The sequence below is a fragment of the Pseudoalteromonas 'SMAR' genome, assembly GCF_048515945.1.
In the GTDB taxonomy this organism is placed as follows: domain Bacteria; phylum Pseudomonadota; class Gammaproteobacteria; order Enterobacterales; family Alteromonadaceae; genus Pseudoalteromonas.
On sequence record NZ_JBLWMW010000006.1, the window covers coordinates 111,266 to 132,181 of the forward strand.

Sequence of the window (20,916 nt, forward strand, 5' to 3'; positions counted from 1 at the left end):
TAACATCACGTATGGCAGAAGTGAGCATTAATAAACTAGCCGAGAGTATTGGTACAACTGTTGATAAATTACTACAGCAGTTAAAAGATGCAGGGATCACAAAAGCCGAGGGCGACCAAGTTACTGAATCCGAAAAGGCTAAGTTGCTTGACCACCTAAGCAAGCAACATGGTGGCACTGGGTCAACCGGTCCTGAGCGCATGACTCTACAGCGTAAGAGTAAAAGCACCCTAAGTGTTAACTCGTCTGGTAAAGCAAAGTCGGTATCTGTAGAAGTCCGTAAGAAGCGCACTTACGTTAAAAAGAGCGCAATCGAGCAGCAAAAAGAGCAAGAACGCTTAGCTGCAGAGGAAGCTGCGCGCAAAGAAGCAGAGTTGAAGGCTCAGCAAGAAGCAGAGCAAAAGGCCAAAGAAGAAGCTGAGCGCAAAGCGCGCGAAGAAGCTGAACGCAAGGCCAAAGAGGAAGCCGAGCGCAAAGCTAAAGAAGAGGCGAAGCGAAAAGCAAATGCCGATCGCCCAGCCCAAGCCAATGATAAGCAGAGTAAAGAAGTGGATAGCGCGCAACAAGAGAAAGAACGTAAAGAAGCAGAGCGCCTGCGTCAAGAAGCAGAAGCAGCCGCACTGAAAAAAGCCGAAGAAGAAGCCGAGCGTCAAGCTGCTGAAGCTCGTCGTTTAGCCGAAGAAAACGAAGCTCGCTGGAAAGCGGAAGAAGAAGAGCGTCGTCGTCGTGAGGAAAACTCAGATCACCACTTAACCACTTCAACTTACGCCCGAGAAGCAGAAGACGAGTCAGATGCTCGTGAAGAGAAAAGCGCTCGCCGTAAGAAGAAGAAAAAGTCTGGTAGAGACGATGCTGCAGAGTCGAACAGAAGACAAAGAGGCAAAAAAGGTAAGCTTAAAGCCCCGACTTCATTACAGCATGGCTTCCAAAAGCCGGCCGCTGAAGTGAAACAAGAAGTTCGCATCAGTGAAACCATCACCGTAGCAGAGCTTGCTTCACGCATGGCTGTTAAAGGTGCAGAAGTGGTGAAAACCATGATGAAGATGGGTGACATGGTGACCATTAACCAAGTTATCGATCAAGAAACTGCCCAGCTAGTTGCCGAAGAAATGGGTCACAAAGTTGTTCTAGTGAAAGAAAATGAGCTAGAAGAAAAAGTACTTCAAGACCGCAGTGACGAAGGCTCGCTTGAACCGCGTGCGCCAGTTGTTACGGTTATGGGTCACGTTGACCACGGTAAAACATCAACGCTGGATTACATCCGTAAAGCCAAGGTTGCTGATGGAGAAGCCGGTGGTATTACCCAGCATATCGGTGCTTACCACGTTGAAACCGGTGGCAGCATGATCACCTTCCTAGATACTCCGGGACACGCAGCGTTTACTTCAATGCGTGCACGTGGTGCGAAGGCGACAGATATCGTGGTACTTGTAGTGGCAGCAGACGATGGTGTAATGCCACAGACCAAAGAAGCTGTGCAGCACGCCAAAGCAGCAGAAGTACCGCTTATCATTGCGGTAAACAAAATGGATAAAGAGGGCATTGACCCAGACCGCGTTAAAAACGAGCTAGCACAACTAGACGTTATCCCAGAAGAGTGGGGTGGTGAAACTCAGTTTGTGCACATTTCAGCGAAAACCGGTCTTGGTATTGATGAGCTACTAGAAGCCATTCTAATGCAGTCTGAGCTACTTGAATTGCAAGCATCAAAAGAAGGCATGGCATCGGGTGTGGTTATTGAATCGCGTCTTGATAAAGGCCGTGGTCCAGTGGCATCAATCCTAGTTCAGTCAGGTACCCTAAACCAAGGCGATATCGTACTGTGTGGCTTAGAGTATGGCCGTGTTCGTGCTATGAAAGACGAGAACGGTAAAGATGTGAAATCGGCAGGTCCGTCAATTCCAGTTGAGATCTTAGGTCTTTCTGGTGTACCAGCTGCTGGTGACGAAGCTACTGTCGTTCGCGATGAGCGTAAAGCACGTGAAGTGGCACTTTACCGTCAAGGTAAATACCGCGAAGTGAAGCTAGCGCGTCAGCAAAAAGCCAAGCTTGAAAACATGTTCTCTAACATGACCGAAGGTGATGTTTCTGAGGTGAACATTGTACTTAAAGCCGACGTACAAGGCTCAATTGAAGCAATTGCTGATTCATTGACTAAACTGTCAACGGAAGAAGTGAAAGTTAAGATTGTTGGCTCTGGTGTAGGTGGTATCACTGAGACAGACGCAACGCTTGCAGCAGCATCAAATGCAATCATTGTTGGCTTTAACGTCCGTGCCGACGCTTCTGCACGTAAGGTAATCGAAGCTGAAAACCTAGATCTACGTTACTACAGCGTTATCTACAGCTTGATTGAAGAAGTGAAGCAGGCGATGTCAGGCATGCTAGCTCCAGAATTTAAGCAAGAGATCATTGGTCTTGCTGAAGTACGTGACGTGTTTAAGTCACCGAAAATTGGTGCTATTGCCGGCTGTATGGTTACTGAAGGCGTAGTTAAGCGTAGTGCACCTATTCGTGTTCTTCGTGATAACGTGGTTATCTACGAAGGTGAGCTTGAGTCACTACGTCGCTTCAAAGACGACGTAGCGGATGTTCGTAGCGGCATGGAATGTGGTATTGGCGTTAAGAACTACAACGACGTTAAAGTCGGTGACCAAATCGAAGTATTTGAAACGGTTCAGGTAGAGCGCTCGCTTTAACTGTAAGTTACTAAAATACTTGAGATGGGGGCGCTAGCCCCCATTTGTGATCTCATAGATTGTTAACTTTTAAGTGGTGAAAATGAGAGAATTTTCTCGTACAGATCGTGTAGCACAGCAAATTCAAAAAGAAATTGCGGTGATTTTACAGCGCGAAATTAAAGACCCAAGATTGGGCATGGTGACTGTTTCTGCGGTTGAGGTATCTCGTGACCTGTCTTATGCAAAGGTGTTTATCACGGTATTAAATACCAGCGATGAAGACAAAACCAAACAAAGTGCGGCTATTTTAAATGAAGCAACGGGGTATATCCGTTCGTTGCTGGGTAAGCGTATTCGCGCCCGTATCATGCCAGAGCTTAAGTTTGTGATTGATAATTCACTGATGGAAGGCATGCGCATTTCTAACTTAGTCGATTCTGTGATTAAAGAAGACAATGCTAAGCGTGGTCCGGAGTCCGAAGGCAAAGATCAAGAGGAAGACTAATGGCTCGGCGTAGTAAAGGCCGTGCTGTTGACGGCATTTTATTGTTACATAAGCCGCAAGGTATTTCTTCTAATAAGGCGCTGCAACAGGCAAAAGGCATTTATTTTGCTCAAAAAGCAGGACACACAGGAGCTTTAGATCCACTGGCGACGGGAATGTTACCCATTTGCTTTGGTGAAGCGACTAAGTTTACTCAGTTTTTGCTTGATACCGATAAAACGTATGTGGTTAGAGCACAATTGGGGGAGCGTACCACGACCTCGGACTCCGATGGTGAGATTGTCGAGACTCGTCCTGTGGATATTAGTAACGACCAGTTAGAGCGTGAAGTAGCGAGCTTTTTAGGCGAGTCCGATCAATACCCGTCAATGTACTCGGCATTAAAGTATCAGGGGCAACCTTTATATAAGTATGCTCGCGAGGGCATTGAAGTACCGCGTAAATGTCGCAAGATTAATGTTTATAGCATTACTTTAGACGAATACGATGAGGCCAGTCAGCAAATACAAATGACAGTGCACGTATCAAAGGGCACTTACATTCGTACCATTGTCGATGACTTAGGCGAAAAGCTTGGCTGTGGTGCCCACGTTATTATGTTGCACCGTAGCGAAGTGGGTCATTATCCTAGTGATAAAATGGTGACCTTGGCAGAGCTTGAGCAGCTGCTTGATAAAGCCAAAACCGAAGAAGTAGCGCCGTCGACGTATTTAGACAGCTTATTGTTACCAATGGATACGGCATTGGTCGATCTCCCTGTGGTAGAGATCAACCAACAGCAAGGCATTGCTTTTGGTCATGGCCAAACCGTCGCCGTGGAAAACTTGCCTGAGGGCATTGTGAAAGTAGTGGCGGCAGGTCAGTTTGTGGGGATTGGTGAACGTAACCCTCAGGGGCTACTCAAAGCTAAACGAGCATTATCGTCGGCGCAGCCGGGATCCTAATCACGATTATACTATGCATTGGTGGAGAATACTGATATAATCCGCCAGCTTCCGCTTTGGCTGAATTAGTGATCGGCTGGAGCATTACTTAAATTTATTTTGGAGTTATTATGTCACTAAGCAACCAAGAAAAAGCAGAAATCGTAGCAAAGTTCGCTCGCGCAGAAGGTGATACTGGTTCACCAGAAGTACAAGTTGCACTTCTAACTGCTGACATCAACAAGCTACAAGGTCACTTCGCTAACCACAAGCAAGACTTCCACTCACGTCGTGGTCTGCTACGTAAAGTTAGCCAACGTCGTAACCTTCTTGACTACCTAAAAGGCAAGAGCGTTGACCGTTATGCTGCACTAATCAAAGAGCTTGGCCTACGTCGCTAATATTTTTGATTTCTTGTTGGAAAATTATCCAACAGCAAAAAAGGGGCTAATTAGCCCCTTTTTTTGTCGCTATTCTATCAGTATACTGACAACGGTTTAAAAATAGGTTTAAACCAGCGTCAATTGGTTTACCAATTGTAGTGCTTAAATAAATTGATTGAGTTTATTTAAGACTGTAATTGGTCCCTGTTGGCGTTGAAAACAATTAAGTAAGGAAAATATTGTGCAAGCAATTATTAAAGAATTTCAACTAGGTCAACACACAGTGACTCTAGAAACAGGTGCTATCGCACGTCAAGCTGACGGCGCAGTACTAGCGAGCATTGGTGATACATCAGTGCTAGTAACCGTAGTAGGCAAAAGAGAAGCGGCTCCTGGCCAAGACTTCTTCCCGCTAACGGTTAACTATGTAGAGAAAATGTATGCTGCGGGCCGTATCCCGGGTGGCTTCTTAAAACGTGAAGGTCGTCCTTCAGATGGCGAAACATTAACAGCGCGTCTGATTGACCGCCCAATCCGTCCATTATTCCCTGAAGGCTTTGTAAACGAAGTTCAGGTGATTGCCACGGTTGTTTCAGTTGATCCAGAAGTACAACCAGACATCGTTGCACTAATTGGTACTTCAGCAGCACTAGCTATTTCTGGTATTCCATTTAATGGCCCAATCGGCGCTGCACGCGTTGGTTATGTGGATGGCCAGTATGTCATCAACCCAACCTTGAAAGAGCTTGAAACCAGCAAGCTTGACTTGGTTGTTGCGGGTACTGAAAACGCAGTACTTATGGTTGAGTCTGAAGCAGAAGTGCTTTCTGAAGAAGAAATGCTAGGCGCAGTTGTATATGGTCATGAGCAATCTCAGTCGATCATCAAAGCAATCGAAGAGTTCAGTGCTGAAGCAGGCAAGCCAGCTTGGGATTGGACTGCACCTGAAAAAGATCTGACTCTTGCTGAAAAAGTCGCGGCAATTGCTGAGCAAAAAATCGGTGATGCTTACTTAATCACTGACAAAGTTGCACGTAAAGAAGCGCTTTCTGAAGCAAAAGCAGAGGTTATTGAAAAGCTATCTGCTGAGCTTAGTGAAGAAGAGTCTCTTGACGACCAAGTGGTTGGAAAAGAGTTTAGCTCACTAGAGAAGAAAATTGTTCGTAGTCGCATCATCGCTGGTGAAAAACGCATTGACGGTCGTGAACCAGACATGGTTCGTGCTCTTGACGTGATGACCGGTGTACTTCCGCGTACGCACGGCTCTGCAATCTTTACTCGTGGTGAGACGCAGGCGCTAGTAACAGCGACTCTAGGTACAGAACGTGATGCGCAAATGATGGATAACCTAACCGGTACTCATAAGCACCACTTTATGTTGCACTACAACTTCCCTCCGTTCTGTGTCGGTGAAACAGGTTTTGTTGGCTCACCTAAGCGTCGTGAAATTGGTCACGGTAACCTAGCTAAGCGTGGTATTGCTGCGGTAATGCCAACACTGGCAGAATTCCCGTACTCAGTACGTGTGGTATCAGAAATCACAGAATCAAACGGTTCATCTTCAATGGCGTCGGTATGTGGTACATCACTTGCGCTAATGAACGCAGGTGTACCTGTTAAAGCTTCAGTGGCTGGTATCGCAATGGGTCTAGTTAAAGAAGGCGACGACTTTGTTGTTCTTTCTGACATCCTAGGTGACGAAGACCACCTTGGTGATATGGACTTTAAAGTAGCGGGTACTGCTGACGGCGTAACAGCGCTACAGATGGATATCAAGATTGAAGGTATCACCAAAGAGATCATGCAAATCGCATTGCGTCAGGCAAAAGCTGCTCGTCTTCACATTCTAGGTGTGATGGACCAAGCAATTGCTTCACCTTCTGAAGAACTATCTGAGTTCGCACCACGTATTTACACCATGAAGATCCCTGCGAAGAAAATCGCGGAAGTGATTGGTAAAGGTGGCGCTACTATTCGTCAGCTAACTGAAGAAACAGACACTACCATTGAAATTGAAGACGACGGCACAATTAAGATTGCTGCCACCAATGGTAACAGCGCTAAAGACGCGATTTCTCGTATTGAAGCACTTACTGCTGAGCTGGAAGTAGGTACACTTTACACCGGTAAGGTTATCCGTATCGTTGACTTCGGTGCCTTTGTAAACGTATTACCTGGAAAAGATGGTCTAGTTCACATCTCACAGATCAGTGATGAGCGCGTAAATAACGTGTCGGACCACCTATCTGTAGGTCAAGAAGTAAAAGTTAAAGTACTAGAAGTGGACCGCCAAGGCCGTGTTCGCTTGAGCATCAAAGAAGCTCAAGAAAAAAAGACTGAGAGTGCTGAATAATTAGCACCACAGACTAACAACATCGAGAAAGGGGCTGTATAGCCCCTTTTTTTATGTTTAAATGCCGAAGATCAGTTATCCCATTTGATGGCGACTTTGCGCAGACTAGCGTATGGTAACTAAGACATGCTTAAGCTTAGTAGTATGAGGAAGGAAATGAAGTTAGCGAAAATTGTGGTGTTATTGTTGTTTGTGGGCCTGATGGGATGTAACAGTACCGAGCCTAAAACAAGCAGTAAGCAAGTGTTAAATGTGCCGCTGGCGGTTCCGCTGCAAGCAAATTTTCGCAATGAAATCGCTATTGCTCGATACACAGAGCTATTGTTGCAGCCCGATATTGATAACGACCAACGTGCACAGCTATTTTATAATCGCGGCATGCTGTATGACTCAACTGGGCTTTCTACCCTAGCACGCATTGATTTTAATCGTGCCGTAAAGCTCAAACCCGATTTAGCCGAAGTCTATAACTTTCTTGGCATTCACCAAACGTTAGAACAAAACTATGGCCGTGCTTACGAAATGTTTGATGCTGTATTAGAGCTTGATGATGAACATGAATATGCCTTTCTAAATCGTGGCATTGCCTTGTATTATGGAAAACGCCCAAGCTTAGCGGTAAAGGACTTTGAAGTGTTTCTAGCGCGCTCACCACAAGATGCCTACCGTGCTATGTGGTTATACCTAGCGCATTCTAAGCTAGACCCTGAAGCCGCAAAGAAACAACTACAAAAAAATAGTTTAGCATTAAACCCTAATGAATGGTCATCGCAGCTAATTGACTACTATTTAGGTAAGCTCAGTGAAACCCAGTTTTTAAATCAAATAGGCCGCGGCGTTAGCAGTCAACAAGAATATGCAGAGCGACTCTGCGAAGCTTACTTTTATATTGCCAAACGCTACCAAGCCCAAGGCGATGACAATGCCGCAATCAGTTATTTTAAATTAGCCTTAGCCACCAATGTGTTTGAGTTTGTGGAGCACAAGTACGCACGGCTAGAGTTAGACTTACTGACTCAACAGAATAATGAGCGCGACGCCGGTTAAAACCCTCTGTGTGTTGTTGTTGCTGGCTTTAACGAGCAGCAGCTCGAACTATAGCCACCTTTCAAGTGCGACTTTGCAGCGCTGGCTGGTAAAGTCGCCACACCTTTATTTTCAGATGGCGTCTCATCTTACTGTTACGCCTGCACAGGCAAGTCACTCTTTAGTACGGGCATTAGCCCAGCTGCCCTTAATTAATTGGCAATTTGAGCAGCTAAGGCGGGCATTGGGCAGTGCTCCCCAGCAGCGAAGAAAGTCCCTGTTACTAACGCGGTGGCACAAGCTCAATCAACAGCAGCGCCATCAGCTGGCAGAGCTGCTTTTACAGACTTCGCAATGGCGGCTGTTGGCAGAGGTAAAAAAACTCGGTGGTGTGCCTCAAAGCCATCAGGCTTTTACCCAGCTGGCACAAGCTAATAAGGTGGTAAAATTGCCACGTCATAAGGAGCTAGACCAGTACCAGCTGCTTGATGAAGTGAGCAAACCGACCCATCACTGTCGTTATCATATCGCGTTAATTGCTTCTGACTTAAAGGGGCTGCGGCAATTACAACAGCTTAAAGTGGCGTTTGAGCAACAGCCTGAACCGCAAGCGGGTGTGTATTGCTTATCTAAACCAATTTATGCGGCTAAGCGGCTAAACTGTGCTGAGAAAGACAGGTTTGCAAAGTGTCGCTTAGCTGCATCGTCCATTGTTGAGAGTTTTGATTATACTGTGCTGATGGCTGCAAAAGGGCATGCCAACGTGGTTGGGCAGCAGATGACACTGGCTCACACCAGTAACTACAGTGTGCTTATCCACGAGCTTATGCATTTCAGTGGTTTTGAGGATGAGTACCCCGTTGCGCCGGCAAAAGCAAAATGGCTTTGTGCAAAATCAGGCTATAAGGCACCAAATCTTTACGTTGGTGAACACGCCCCATACAACTGGGTGCCTAGCCGTACTTGCAAGCACGGTAAACTGGCGTCATTTAAGCCACAAAAAGGGTACTCTTTGTTGGAATATCAATCGATTAAGCTAAGTGAAAAATACCGAGAACTGTGGCTGGCTGCACTGAACTTAGCTTCCTCTTCACCTCTAAGTCGCGTTAATTCAGCTGAATAGTTTTGAACTTAATCTGAATAGTTTGTTAAGGTTGTCTAAAATATAATCAGCTAGGATGTGAAACTCTAGACAACTCAAACACTAATCAAGTATAACAAGAAACATGTACGTGTGGTAAAAGTGTACTTAATGCTCCAGATGGGAAGGGCATCATCACCTTAACCAAAACGAGCCATAACGACGCAAATAAAAGGTTTACTCTATGACTTTATTTTGGATACCCTTGCTATCCTTAATTGGCAGTCTACTCAGCGCATTCACGGGAAAACTCTCTCGTAACCAGTCGACTGCTTTAACCTTAGTAGCGCCAGCAGTGGCAATTCTATTAGCCGTTGACCTTGCGCCAGCGGTATTTGCGGGTGAGACAATTCGAGCAACGCTCGAGTGGATCCCGCTTCTGGATATCGATGTTGCTTTTCGACTCGATGGCTTAGCGCTATTGTTTGTCTTTATGATCTTGGGAATTGGTATGCTGGTGATATTTTATGCCAGATACTACTTAAGCCCCAACGACTCGATGCCAAAACTCTACTCATATCTAATGCTGTTTATGACCGCCATGCTCGGTATTGTGATGTCGAATAATGTTTTGCAGTTGTGGTTATTCTGGGAGCTTACCAGCATTAGTTCCTTTTTGCTTATTAGCTATTGGTGGCATAAGTCAGAAGCCCGTAAAGGCGCCAAAATGGCCTTGGCTATCACCGGTGGTGGTGGTTTGGCTCTGCTTGCAGGGCTAATGTTATTAGGTGATATTGTTGGCAGCTATAACCTCGATGTCATCTTAGCCAGTCGTGATATTATCCAAGCCCATGCATGGTACGAAGTAACCCTAGTGCTTATCCTGTTAGGGGCATTTACCAAGTCCGCGCAATTCCCATTCCATTTCTGGCTACCGCACGCCATGGCAGCACCAACGCCTGTAAGTGCCTACTTACACTCTGCCACTATGGTAAAAGCGGGTATCTTCCTGTTAGCGCGTTTTTATCCGGCCTTGGCGGGAACCGAGCTGTGGTTTATTTTAGTGGGCTTAACGGGCCTTGCTACCTTGTTAGTCGGTGCTTACATCGCACTGTTCAAACACGACTTGAAAGGGTTACTGGCCTTTTCCACGATTAGCCATTTGGGCCTGATCACCTTACTGCTGGGTCTAGACACAGAGTTGGCAACGGTTGCGGCGATTTTCCACATTATTAATCACGCCACCTTTAAAGCCTCGCTGTTTATGGCCACCGGTATTATCGATCATGAAACGGGCACACGTGACATGCGTAAGCTTAATGGCATGTGGCGTTTTATGCCTTACACCGCCACGTTAGCCATGGTGGCGGCTTCAGCAATGGCAGGGGTACCGTTACTCAATGGTTTCTTATCCAAAGAAATGTTCTTTGCCGAAACCCTGCACCAACAGTTACTGGGCTCAATGTCTTGGCTAATCCCAATACTTGCGACCATAGCAGGGGCATTTTCTGTCGCTTACTCTGCGCGCTTTATTCACGATGTGTTTTTCAATGGCGATCCCATCGATTTGCCCAAAACCCCTCATGAAGCGCCCAGATACATGCGCGTACCAATCGAAATCTTGGTAGCGCTGTGTTTAGTTGTAGGGATGTTTCCAAACTTTGTGGTCGACGGTATTTTGTTTGCCGCATCGGCAGCCGTGCTTGGCGGGGAAGCACCAGAGTACAAAATCGCCATTTGGCATGGCTTTAACCTTCCTCTGTTGATGAGTGGTTTGGCCGTGTGCGGTGGTTTGTTTATTTATACTCAGCGCAGATACCTGTTTCAATTTCAGGCATCGCTGCCTCCGCTTAATGCCAAGAAAACCTTTGAACGCACTATGTATAACATTGTGTCGTGGAGCCGCGCACGGATTAGAGCGATTGAAAACGGTTCATTGCAGCGCTACTTGATGTTGATGTTTATTGTGGTGCTGATCAGCGCCGGTTGGCCATTATTTGAAATGTCGCAACTGGTTGGCAACATGGAACCCACTCCTATTGATGTCCACAACGCCATTGGGGCTGGGCTATTAATGATAGGTGCAGTTGGCACCGTGATTTGGCACCGCAGCCGCATGGTGGCGCTATTGATGATCTCCGTTGTGGGCCTAATGGTATCCGTGGCCTTTACCCGTTTCTCTGCGCCTGACTTAGCGTTAACTCAATTGACGGTTGAGGTGGTGACCATCATCTTATTGATGCTGGCCTTGTTCTTCTTACCACAGCGAACGCCAAAAGAGTCTAGCTCTATTCGTGTGCTGCGGGACATGGGTATCGCCTCGGCGATTGGGGTGATTGTTGGCAGCATTAGTTATGCTCTAATCACGCGTCCACTAGACAGTATTTCTGAGTTCTTTGTTGCCAACGCTAAAATCGGCGGCGGTGGTACCAATGTGGTGAATGTTATCCTGGTCGATTTTCGGGGTTTCGATACCCTAGGCGAAATCACAGTGCTGGGTATTGCGGCATTGGGAATTTATAAACTATTGATTAATTTACCACTGTTTATGCCAGGCAGTGACAGTGAAGGCAGACCTTGGGCAAAAGAGCGCTATCCGCTGTTATTGGCAAGTATTTCGCAAAGCTTACTGCCACTGGCGCTGTTGGTTTCGGTCTACATCTTCTTGCGTGGTCATAACCTCCCAGGTGGTGGCTTTATCGCAGGCTTAGTGACGGCCATCGCCTTTATATTGCAGTACATTGCTCACGGCTCAAACTGGATAGCAGAGCGCTTTAATGTCAATTACCGTAAGATCATTGCCACCGGTATTGCGATAGCCTTGGCGACAGGTGTAGGAAGTTGGTTCTTTGATAGACCCTTTTTAACTTCTTGGTTTGATTATTTTGATATTCCGTTGGTAGGAAAAACTGAGTTAGCGAGTGCTATTGCCTTTGACCTTGGGGTCTATATTACCGTGGTTGGAGCAACGCTAATGATCTTGGCAAGTTTGGGCAAAGTGACCGCCAATGCGCCAAAAGAAGAGGTAAATATTTAATGGAATTATTGTATGCATCTTGCGTAGGCATATTAGTGGCCTGCGGGGTTTTTTTAATATTACGTGCGCGAACTTTTCCGGTTGTGTTAGGCCTCACTATGTTGTCTTACGCGGTGAATTTATTCCTATTCGCGTCCGGCAGATTAACCTTAAATAAAGCCGCAGTATTGGGTTTTAGTAACGACTACGCCGACCCTTTACCGCAGGCGTTAGTGTTAACTGCGATTGTTATCGGTTTTGCGATGACCGCATTCGTGGTGATCCTTGCCATTCGTGGTCGCTCTGACTTGGGTAATGACCATGTCAACGGTATTGTCCCTGAAAAGAAGGATAAGGCATGATCCAGCATCTGACTTCATTACCTGTATTACTTCCGATGTTGGCGGGAGTTATCCTGCTAATGCCTCCTTGCGGTAAAAAGTTAGCAATACGCCGTAAGGTATCTGTACTAATGTCGCTTATCACCTTTGCGGCCTGTATTGGTTTACTGCTGAATGTACAGCAAAGTGGCATTCAGGTGTATGCCATCGGTAATTGGCAAGCGCCTTTTGGGATTGTTTTAGTGGCGGATCAATTGTCAACACTGTTGGTAAGCTTGACGGCATTACTCGGGTTTGTCTGTGTCCTGTACAGTTGTGCCGGAGATGATGAAAAGGGCAGCTTCTTCCATCCATTGGTACATTTTTTAATGATGGGAGTGAACGGCGCCTTTTTAACGGGTGACGCCTTTAACTTATTCGTGTTTTTCGAGGTGTTACTTATCGCCTCTTATGCCTTGTTAATGCACGGCGGCGACAAGCACAATACCAGAGCCTCGCTACAATACGTGATCCTTAATCTAGTTGGTTCGTCAGTGTTCTTAATTGCTTTAGGGATTATGTATGGGGTGCTTGGGACACTGAATATTGCTGACATGGCACAAAAAATTACCTTGTTACAAGGCGATGATGTTTACCTGGCTAAAATTGGTGGCTTGTTATTATTAGTGGTATTCGCCTTGAAGGGCGCTTTATTGCCATTGCACCTGTGGTTACCAAATACTTATGCCACTGCCTTACCTGTAGTTGCTGCCTTGTTTGCGATTATGACTAAAGTGGGTGTCTATTCCATGATGCGGGTTTACACCTTAGTGTTTGGTGATGAAGCCGGAGAGCTTAGCCATATGGCACAACAATGGCTATGGTGGTTGGCCATTGCAACCATAGTGATGGGGGCCATTGGGGTACTAGCGAGCCAAGACTTACGTAAGTTAGCAGCAAATTTAGTGGTGGTATCGGTAGGTACCTTGGTTGCACTGGTTGCGGTACAAACGGTGGACAGCAGTGCCGCTGCTATTTATTACCTTGTGCATTCCACCTTGGTTTCTGCGGCGTTATTTTTGTTAGCCGATTTAATCGGCACTCAGCGTGGTAAAGTAGCGGATAGGATCACCGCAGGTCGCCCGGTGGCGCAACCAATGCTGCTTGGTATACCGTTTGCCATTGCCGCCATTGCCGTGATTGGCATGCCGCCGTTATCTGGGTTTGTAGGCAAAGTATGGATTTTACAATCTACGGTTGCAGCGAACTATACCTATTGGTTTTGGGGCGTATATTTAATTGCCAGCTTAGCCATCTTGGTGAGTGTTTCCAAAGCGGGGAGCACCGTTTTCTGGCACCATACCGGTAAAGCCGAAACCAACGCCAGTGAAAAAGTTCATCCTACTCAGTTGATTGCCGTATTGACCTTGGTCGCTTGTGCGCCACTGATGGTTATTTTTGCTGGAGCACTGACTGAGTATGCGCAAAATGCTGCGGGTTCGTTGCATGACTTTACTGGTATTACTCATGCCGTGCTAAAAGGAGCAAAATAAATGCGTTTAGAAGCAAAGTTTTCTTGGCTACCAACGCCATTTCGCAGTTTACTCTTGTTCACGGTTTGGTTGCTACTCAATAACAGCGTGTCTGTGGGGCACCTTATTTTGGCCACGCTGTTGGCCATTATCATTCCTTTGATCACGTACCGCTTTCGTACCAAGCAGCCGTTAATCATTCACCCTTGGCGAGCAATTACGCACCTTTTTCTGGTGCTGTACGATATCATTACCGCGAACATTGAGGTGGCTTTTAAAATATTAGGGCCGTCGAAAAAGCTGCAACCAGGATTTGTTTTGGTGCCGCTGGATATTGACCAGGCCATGCCAATTACGATTTTAGCCAGCACGGTATCTTTGACGCCTGGGACTGTGAGTGCTGAAGTATATCCATGGCCAGAGTCAGTAGCCGATGATGAAGAAGCAGGGCGAAAATACCTGTTAATCCATGTATTAGATATGCAAGATGAGCAAGCACTCATTGATACGATTAAATCTCGCTACGAGACGCCGCTGAAGGAGATTTTTGAATGTTAGAGACCGTTATACTAATCGTGTTTGCCATGATCGGGGTTTCTTTGTTGCTAAACCTCTGGCGTCTAGTAGTGGGGCCATCAATACCAGACCGCATTTTGGCATTGGACACGATGTACATTAACACCATAGCGCTGATTATTTTGTACGGTATGAACATGGGCACAGCGCTGTATTTTGAAGCCGCATTGCTTATTGCCATGCTAGGTTTTGTAAGCACGGTAGCAGTGTGTAAATACTTGCTACGTGGCGATATCATCGAGTAGGGGGCATGATGTCAGAGTGGATTATATCAATTCTATTGTTACTAGGTGGTTGCTTTGTGCTGATAGGCTCTATTGGCTTGGTTAAGATGCCAGACTTTTTTATGCGCTTACATGGTCCAACCAAAGCAACCACATTAGGGATGGCTTGTTTACTGACTTCTGCAATGGTGTACTTCAGCACCACAACCGAGGGTGTCAGTGTTAAAGAGATTCTTATTTCAATCTTTTTATTATTAACGGCGCCAATTTCTGGTTATATGCTGATTAAATCTGCTATTCATCATCGCCTGCCTAGCAATGAGAAAACCTCTGGAAAAGAGAAAATCAAAAAATAGGCATTACTACTACTTTTGACGCAAATCTATAACTTTTTTCTAGGAAAATGATTGGGTGTAGCAATAATTTCAGTGCGTTACTGGGATTGTTTGCTACATTTAATTAGATTCGCCTTGTTTATACAACAAGGCTGCATATTGTGTAGTAAAATATGTCAACTAGGAATGTTATGAAAAGAGCGTCTATCAGAAATAAACTGTTGTTTTTTGTTATAGCTTTGGTGAGTAGCTTGGTATTGATCCTAGTCATTACCATGTGGATGCACCTAGCGAAAGAAAATGAGCGACAAAGCAACGGGGTTCAAGCCGCCATTTATGAAGAAATTTCTTCCGGTCTAGTTGCCAAAGGTAACCAGTATGGCCAGCGCGTTGCCGCGTTCATCAATGAAGCTTATCGGGTGCCCTATACTTTAGCTGGTATGCTTTCTCACACTGCAAAGCAGCAGCCCTTAGCGCGGGAGCAAGTGGAAGAGCTGGTGAGAGGGGCGCTGCAACAAAACCAATTGGTGTCTTCAATATACGCGCAATTTGAGGCCAATGGCTACGATGGCAAAGACAATGAGTTTACTGCTGGCAGCTCCCATTCAGTTCCTGGTGCAGGTTCTTTAGAGCTGTATTTTACTCAAGAAGCCAGTGGTGTGGTGCAGCAGAAAGTTGAAACGGCCGAAGAAAAATACGCTGATGCCATTAATGAGTTTGGTCTTAGAGAGGCTGAGTGGTATCTCTGTGCAAGAGATAAGGTCGCTCCTTGTATTATGGAGCCCTACCTGTACGAAATTACCCCAGGTAATGAAATGCTGATGACTTCTTTGACCGTTCCGGTAGTGGTTAACCGGCAGTTTAAGGGCCTAGTTGGCGTTGATGTCAACTTACCGATATTTCAGTCGATGGTGGAAGAGCTTTCTGAGTCACTGTATTCTGGCGCGGCTAAGGTGACACTATTAAGTGATATGGGACTTGTAGTAGGCTCGAGTCATTACGATAAACTTGCACGTCCGGTGTCAGAGTCCATGTCAGCATCTCGTGCTGAGACATTAAAAACACTACATGCAGATAAAGGCATCAAAGAGCTTGGCGACGATCTCGTCGTCGCTGTGCCCATTGATATTACCCTTGCCAATACCACCTGGTCACTGATTATTGAACTGCCAAAATCGGTCGCTCTAAGCAGTGCTACACAATTAAAACAACAGTTGGAAGCTTCAACAGACTCTGTAGGTCGTTGGATGCTGACCATAGGTGTGGTGATCGCCATCATTGGGGTGGTGATTGCAGTGATCTTGGTTAACACCATTATTAGCCCACTGACTCACATCCAGCAGCGGGTAGAAAACTTGGCTTCCAGCGAGGGGGATCTGACCCATGAGCTTGAAGTCAGTCATCATGCTGAGTTGATTGCACTATCGCAAGGTTTTAATCGTTTTACTGATAAATTAAGAACCATGATTGATGACTTAAAGGGGTTAGCTGAGTCCTCTTATGAACAATCGCATAAGACTACAGAGGCTGCGATTAACATCAAAAATAAAGTGGCAAATCAACACTTAGAAATTGACAGCGTCGTAACAGCAATTAATGAGCTTAGTGCTACCGCTTCAGAGGTGGCAAGGGCATCGGAAAAAGCGGCTGCAAGTACTAATCAGGCTGCAGATCAGGTTCAGCAAAGTGAACAAAGTATTATCAAGACCACGGAAACGGTGCAGTCCATGGCAGATCAAGTTATCGATGCTAAACAAGCGGTGATGAAGGTATCTGAGCGCAGCGATGACATTTCTAAAATCCTCGAGGTGATCCGAGCCATTGCCGAGCAGACCAATTTGCTTGCGCTGAATGCCGCTATTGAGGCTGCAAGAGCAGGAGAGCAAGGCCGGGGTTTTGCTGTAGTTGCAGATGAAGTAAGAGCTTTAGCGTCAAAAACGCAAGCCTCTACCGACGACATCAGCAAATTGATCGATAATTTACAAAGTGAGGTGGCTAACTCCAGCCGCATTATTGAAAGTTCCGTTGACTTGGGCGAAAACGCAGTGAGTTACTGTCAAGACTCTGCCAAGTTAATGAGTACCTTAGTGGGTGAGCTGACCAGTATTTCCAATGAAGTCACCCAAATTGCCACCGCAGCAGAAGAGCAAAGCATGGTAACCGAGGAGATCAACACCAACACCACGGGGATTTCGGATGCCGCGGCTGAGCTATCGCAATTTGCCGATGAAGTTGAGCAAGCCGCAAGCTCAATGACTGAAATTGTGGAGCAAAAACATAAGAAACTGAATCTATTGAAAACTCAGTAATCTACTTCGGGAGAGGCGCTGGCCTCTCCTTACTCATCTTTCCCCCTAGAGTTCTGAGGTAAATTTGTCTATCATAACTGTATAAATAAACAGTTGGATGTCCGATGAAACTCTACATTGCCGAAAAACCTTCCTTAGGCAGAGCCATTGCAGATGTATTACCAAAACCACATAAAAAGCATGATGGTTATATTGAGGTGGCCAATGGCGATGTGGTTTCTTGGTGTATTGGTCATTTACTGGAGCAAGCTGAGCCTGAAGATTACGATGCGCGCTTTAAAAAGTGGCAATTACAAGACCTTCCCATCATACCCGAGCAATGGCAGTTTAAAGCAAAGAGTAAAACCAAAAAACAGCTCAACGTATTAAAAAAACTGCTTAGCCAAGCCGAAGAAGTGTTTCATGCAGGCGATCCAGACAGAGAAGGCCAGCTACTGGTTGACGAAGTTTTTGAATACGTTAAGTTGGCAAAGCACAAAAAAGCGGCCATTCGTCGTTTATTAATTAGTGACCTTAACCCCCAAGCAGTTAAAAAAGCACTGGCTTCAACACGTTCTAATAAAGAGTTTGTGCCTCTAAGTGTATCAGCACTGGCACGTGCTAGAGCGGACTGGCTGTTTGGACTTAATCTAACTCGTGCGTTTACGCTGGCCGGACAAAAAGCGGGTGTTAAAACGGTATTATCTGTAGGACGAGTACAAACTCCAGTATTAGGGTTAGTGGTCAGAAGAGATCAAGAAATTGCGAACTTTGTGTCCAAACCATTTTACGAAGTGATTGCTCACGTTGTGAAACCCAACTGGGGAACTTTTGAAGCGAAATGGCAACCAAGCGAAGCATGCCAGCCATACATGGATGAAGAAGGCAGAGTGCTAGTTAAAGGGTTAGCTGAAAACGTCGCACAACGTATAACTGCGCAACAAGCCATAGTACAAGCTGTAGAGACCAAACCAAAAAAGCAAAATCCGCCATTACCCTATAACTTATCGGCGTTACAAATAGACGCCAACAAACGCTTTGGTATGTCAGCTCAGCAAGTCCTTGATGTTTGCCAAAGCCTATATGAGAAGCATAAGCTAATTACTTATCCACGTTCAGATAATCGTTATTTACCCAAAGAGCATTATCAGCAAAGACATGATGTCGTTGCTGCAGCACTGCATAATCAAGGGATCTCGCAGCAACAAGCCGACATGGCGGACATGCAAATAAAAGGATATTGCTGGAATGATAATAAGGTAGAAGCGCACCAAGCGATTATTCCCACGACCAAAAAATTAAAATCGGCACAATTAGGCCATCGCGAAGTGCAAATCTATCAATTAATAGCAATTCAGTATTTAGCGCAGTTTTATCATCCTTATCGTTATAATGAGACCAAAGCTGCTCTGGAAATTGGTGGCGGTACTTTTCGAGCGCAAGCGAAACAGGTGACTGAACAGGGCTTTAAGGTTCTCTTTCAGCGTCCCGACTTGGATAAAGAAACTTTGCTGCCAGAGTTAACGGTTGCCGAGCAGCTCGTCTGCGAACAAGGAGAAGTGAGGGAAAAGCACACTCAGCCGCCTAAGCACTACACTGAGGCGACATTACTTGGTGCAATGACGGGGATAGCTCGCTTTGTTACTGACCCCAAGGTTAAAAAGGTACTGAAAGAAACCGACGGTCTAGGTACGGAAGCAACTCGAGCAGGGATTTTAGAGTTACTCTTTAAAAGAGGGTTTTTAAAACGTTCGGGCAAAACGGTTTTGGCAACGGAACTGGGCTGCGCATTTATCAACACCTTGCCCAGTTCACTGTCACTGCCAGATAGAACCGCGCTTTGGGAGTCATTACTCAGTAAAATCGCACAGCAGGAAACCTCTTATCTGCAATTTATGCAGCCTCTCATCGATGAACTACAGGGCTTTATCGCAGAGTCGCAATCAATTAATACAGCTGCATTAAAAGGGATCCCTGTGCCGAAATACAACGGCCGTAGAAAAGGAAAAAGTTGGCGAAGTAAAACCAAAAAACCAAGCAAAATGGTATAAATCTTTTTTGTGGTTGGTTGTAAAATACAATCAAGACACTATATCAACCGTATAATTCACCAAGTGTAGATGAGCAAGATGAGTAACAAAGTTCTTTTAACGCCGGAAAATATCCAACAAGTATTAGGCGAACCTAATTCCGATAAGGTAATTCTGTTATCTTTTTTTAGTAATCAAAACCCAGAGTGCCTGCAACAAGATCAAATACTCGATAAGCTTGCATCAGCTTACCCAGAACATCTATTAGTTGGCGTAGTAGATTGTGACGTACAGCAAGCATTGGCATCTCAACTGGCTCAACAAATTGGTTTACAGGCTTTACCTACTTTAGTGATTTTAAAAGGGGGAGCACCGGTAGATATGCTTTCTGGTGCGAAAACTGAGGAAGAGATAAAGGAAGCGTTATCTAGCCATTTGCCATCGCCTGAGCTTGTTTTACTTGATCAAGCAAAGCAATACCTCAGTGAAGGGGATCTCAATAACGCCTTTGCAAGCGCCAAAAAAGCCTATGACATCGACCGTGAAAACACTCGAGTAAAACTCGTGTTTGCAGATATTTGTATGCAAATCCAAAAGTTTGATGAGGCTAGTGCACTATTAGAGTCTGTTGCTGAAGAACAACGCGACCCGTATTACCACAATCTTGCTGCAAAACTGACACAAGCACAAGAAGCTCAAGATTCTCCAGAGATAAAGCGCTTAGAACAAGCCGTAGCAGCAGAGCCAAGCTCATTAACATTGCGTTATGAATTAGCTCAAGCACAATTAGATGTTGGTAAAAAAGAAGATGCATTAGCCACTCTATTAACCGTTTTAAAAAAAGACATGGCTTTTGCTGATGCGAAAAAAGACTATTTGGACGTCATAGCATCATTACCAGAAGGCGATAGTGTGGCTTCTTCATATCGTCGTAAGCTTTACAGCTTGCTATATTAATTGCTATTAAAGATACAGGTGAAAATTTCTTCACTTGTATCTTGCATCTTGCCGAAATTGATCGATACTTAGGATCCTTTCACCGATTCAGGTGACAGTTTAATGAAGAAAATATTGCATTTAGGTGGTTTTTGAGGTGTTTTGTGTGTTTTCTGTTCGAACAGCTGGTTTTATCTAGTTTTTTAAAAAAAACGCTTGCACTGAAATCGATTCTCCCTATAATGCGCATCCACCGACACGGAGCACAGCGCTGAAAAGCAACGTAGCAACGTAACGGTGGAGTCAAATAAGACTGAATTTGTTGCTCTAAAAAGAAAGGCAAATTAAGCGTTGACAACAAATCAGGAAAGCGTAGAATGCGCAGCCCTGACGCGATGAAAACATCGCAACGTTCTTTAACAATTTAAAGCAATCATCTGTGTGGGCACTCGTACAGATTGAGTTCTAACAGCAGAACTACTTCGTTCTTTTTGAATAAGTAGGGACGCAAACAAATTTAGAGTCTCAATGTTTTTTCCTTAAATGGAAAGTGAGTGACCAACGGAAACAAGTTTACTTGTTTCAGCACAGTCAATTCGATATCGAAAGATATCAAAATTCAGAATTCATTGAGCACGAAACTTCGGTTTCAAAAAAACTTTTAATTGAAGAGTTTGATCATGGCTCAGATTGAACGCTGGCGGCAG

The 20,916-nt window shown here is 45.3% G+C and carries 16 protein-coding genes; all 16 read left to right on the top strand.

Features of this window, described 5'->3' with window-relative positions; translation table 11 throughout:
• The first annotated feature begins 11 nt into the window (after positions 1-11).
• The 16 genes from infB to ACNKW2_RS04750 all read left to right on the top strand — a co-directional run bounded on the left by infB (position 12) and on the right by ACNKW2_RS04750 (position 20,230).
• Positions 12-2,699 carry a translation initiation factor IF-2 gene (gene infB, locus ACNKW2_RS04675; protein ID WP_336567073.1) on the top strand — a complete coding sequence of 896 codons (2,688 nt, stop codon included), beginning with the start codon at positions 12-14 and terminating at the stop codon, positions 2,697-2,699.
• An 82-nt stretch (positions 2,700-2,781) separates the two neighbouring features.
• On the top strand, positions 2,782-3,186 hold the full coding sequence (gene rbfA, locus ACNKW2_RS04680) for a 30S ribosome-binding factor RbfA (RefSeq protein WP_336567072.1): 405 nt from the start codon (positions 2,782-2,784) through the stop codon (positions 3,184-3,186).
• Entirely contained in the window at positions 3,186-4,130 is a 945-nt protein-coding gene (truB, locus tag ACNKW2_RS04685) for a tRNA pseudouridine(55) synthase TruB (protein WP_419147493.1), read from the top strand. The genes rbfA and truB overlap by 1 nt, the downstream gene beginning before the upstream one ends.
• Before the next feature lie 110 nt (positions 4,131-4,240).
• On the top strand, positions 4,241-4,510 hold the full coding sequence (gene rpsO / locus ACNKW2_RS04690) for a 30S ribosomal protein S15 (protein ID WP_010370825.1): 270 nt from the start codon (positions 4,241-4,243) through the stop codon (positions 4,508-4,510).
• 223 nt (positions 4,511-4,733) lie between these two features.
• A complete protein-coding gene (gene pnp, locus ACNKW2_RS04695; RefSeq protein WP_419147494.1) occupies positions 4,734-6,845 on the top strand; it encodes a polyribonucleotide nucleotidyltransferase in 2,112 nt (703 codons plus the stop codon).
• Positions 6,846-7,001: 156 nt separating this feature from the next.
• Positions 7,002-7,892 carry a lipoprotein NlpI gene (gene nlpI / locus ACNKW2_RS04700; RefSeq protein WP_419147495.1) on the top strand — a complete coding sequence of 297 codons (891 nt, stop codon included), beginning with the start codon at positions 7,002-7,004 and terminating at the stop codon, positions 7,890-7,892.
• On the top strand, positions 7,873-8,994 hold the full coding sequence (locus tag ACNKW2_RS04705) for a hypothetical protein (protein WP_419147496.1): 1,122 nt from the start codon (positions 7,873-7,875) through the stop codon (positions 8,992-8,994). Before nlpI ends, ACNKW2_RS04705 begins: the two co-directional genes overlap by 20 nt.
• 202 nt (positions 8,995-9,196) lie before the next feature.
• Positions 9,197-11,989, top strand: coding sequence for a monovalent cation/H+ antiporter subunit A (locus ACNKW2_RS04710; RefSeq protein ID WP_419147497.1), 2,793 nt, complete (start codon positions 9,197-9,199; stop codon positions 11,987-11,989).
• The gene (locus tag ACNKW2_RS04715) at positions 11,989-12,330 is read left to right on the top strand and encodes a Na+/H+ antiporter subunit C (protein ID WP_336567062.1); all 342 of its coding nucleotides are present in this window, start codon (positions 11,989-11,991) and stop codon (positions 12,328-12,330) included. The genes ACNKW2_RS04710 and ACNKW2_RS04715 overlap by 1 nt, the downstream gene beginning before the upstream one ends.
• Positions 12,327-13,841 (top strand): monovalent cation/H+ antiporter subunit D, encoded by a 1,515-nt coding sequence (locus ACNKW2_RS04720; protein ID WP_419147498.1) that lies wholly within the window; start codon positions 12,327-12,329, stop codon positions 13,839-13,841. Before ACNKW2_RS04715 ends, ACNKW2_RS04720 begins: the two co-directional genes overlap by 4 nt.
• Complete coding sequence (locus ACNKW2_RS04725) at positions 13,842-14,378, top strand: Na+/H+ antiporter subunit E (RefSeq protein WP_419147499.1); 537 nt, start codon at positions 13,842-13,844, stop codon at positions 14,376-14,378.
• Entirely contained in the window at positions 14,372-14,641 is a 270-nt protein-coding gene (locus tag ACNKW2_RS04730) for a K+/H+ antiporter subunit F (RefSeq protein WP_336567059.1), read from the top strand. Before ACNKW2_RS04725 ends, ACNKW2_RS04730 begins: the two co-directional genes overlap by 7 nt.
• Positions 14,642-14,649: 8 nt before the next feature.
• Complete coding sequence (locus tag ACNKW2_RS04735) at positions 14,650-14,976, top strand: Na+/H+ antiporter subunit G (RefSeq protein WP_419147500.1); 327 nt, start codon at positions 14,650-14,652, stop codon at positions 14,974-14,976.
• Positions 14,977-15,146: 170 nt separating this feature from the next.
• On the top strand, positions 15,147-17,264 hold the full coding sequence (locus ACNKW2_RS04740) for a methyl-accepting chemotaxis protein (RefSeq protein ID WP_419147501.1): 2,118 nt from the start codon (positions 15,147-15,149) through the stop codon (positions 17,262-17,264).
• Positions 17,265-17,368: 104 nt separating this feature from the next.
• A complete protein-coding gene (locus ACNKW2_RS04745; RefSeq protein ID WP_419147502.1) occupies positions 17,369-19,294 on the top strand; it encodes a DNA topoisomerase III in 1,926 nt (641 codons plus the stop codon).
• A 78-nt stretch (positions 19,295-19,372) separates the two neighbouring features.
• Positions 19,373-20,230, top strand: a complete 858-nt coding sequence (locus tag ACNKW2_RS04750; RefSeq protein WP_419147503.1) for a tetratricopeptide repeat protein — start codon at positions 19,373-19,375, stop codon at positions 20,228-20,230.
• Positions 20,231-20,916 lie beyond the last annotated feature (686 nt).

Coding starts and splice junctions, on each gene's coding strand:
- infB (WP_336567073.1), top strand. CDS start 12: ATGGCAGAAGTGAGCATTAATAAACTAGCCGAGAGTATTGGTACAACT.
- rbfA (WP_336567072.1), top strand. CDS start 2,782: ATGAGAGAATTTTCTCGTACAGATCGTGTAGCACAGCAAATTCAAAAA.
- truB (WP_419147493.1), top strand. CDS start 3,186: ATGGCTCGGCGTAGTAAAGGCCGTGCTGTTGACGGCATTTTATTGTTA.
- rpsO (WP_010370825.1), top strand. CDS start 4,241: ATGTCACTAAGCAACCAAGAAAAAGCAGAAATCGTAGCAAAGTTCGCT.
- nlpI (WP_419147495.1), top strand. CDS start 7,002: ATGAAGTTAGCGAAAATTGTGGTGTTATTGTTGTTTGTGGGCCTGATG.
- ACNKW2_RS04705 (WP_419147496.1), top strand. CDS start 7,873: ATGAGCGCGACGCCGGTTAAAACCCTCTGTGTGTTGTTGTTGCTGGCT.
- ACNKW2_RS04710 (WP_419147497.1), top strand. CDS start 9,197: ATGACTTTATTTTGGATACCCTTGCTATCCTTAATTGGCAGTCTACTC.
- ACNKW2_RS04715 (WP_336567062.1), top strand. CDS start 11,989: ATGGAATTATTGTATGCATCTTGCGTAGGCATATTAGTGGCCTGCGGG.
- ACNKW2_RS04720 (WP_419147498.1), top strand. CDS start 12,327: ATGATCCAGCATCTGACTTCATTACCTGTATTACTTCCGATGTTGGCG.
- ACNKW2_RS04725 (WP_419147499.1), top strand. CDS start 13,842: ATGCGTTTAGAAGCAAAGTTTTCTTGGCTACCAACGCCATTTCGCAGT.
- ACNKW2_RS04730 (WP_336567059.1), top strand. CDS start 14,372: ATGTTAGAGACCGTTATACTAATCGTGTTTGCCATGATCGGGGTTTCT.
- ACNKW2_RS04735 (WP_419147500.1), top strand. CDS start 14,650: ATGTCAGAGTGGATTATATCAATTCTATTGTTACTAGGTGGTTGCTTT.
- ACNKW2_RS04740 (WP_419147501.1), top strand. CDS start 15,147: ATGAAAAGAGCGTCTATCAGAAATAAACTGTTGTTTTTTGTTATAGCT.
- ACNKW2_RS04745 (WP_419147502.1), top strand. CDS start 17,369: ATGAAACTCTACATTGCCGAAAAACCTTCCTTAGGCAGAGCCATTGCA.
- ACNKW2_RS04750 (WP_419147503.1), top strand. CDS start 19,373: ATGAGTAACAAAGTTCTTTTAACGCCGGAAAATATCCAACAAGTATTA.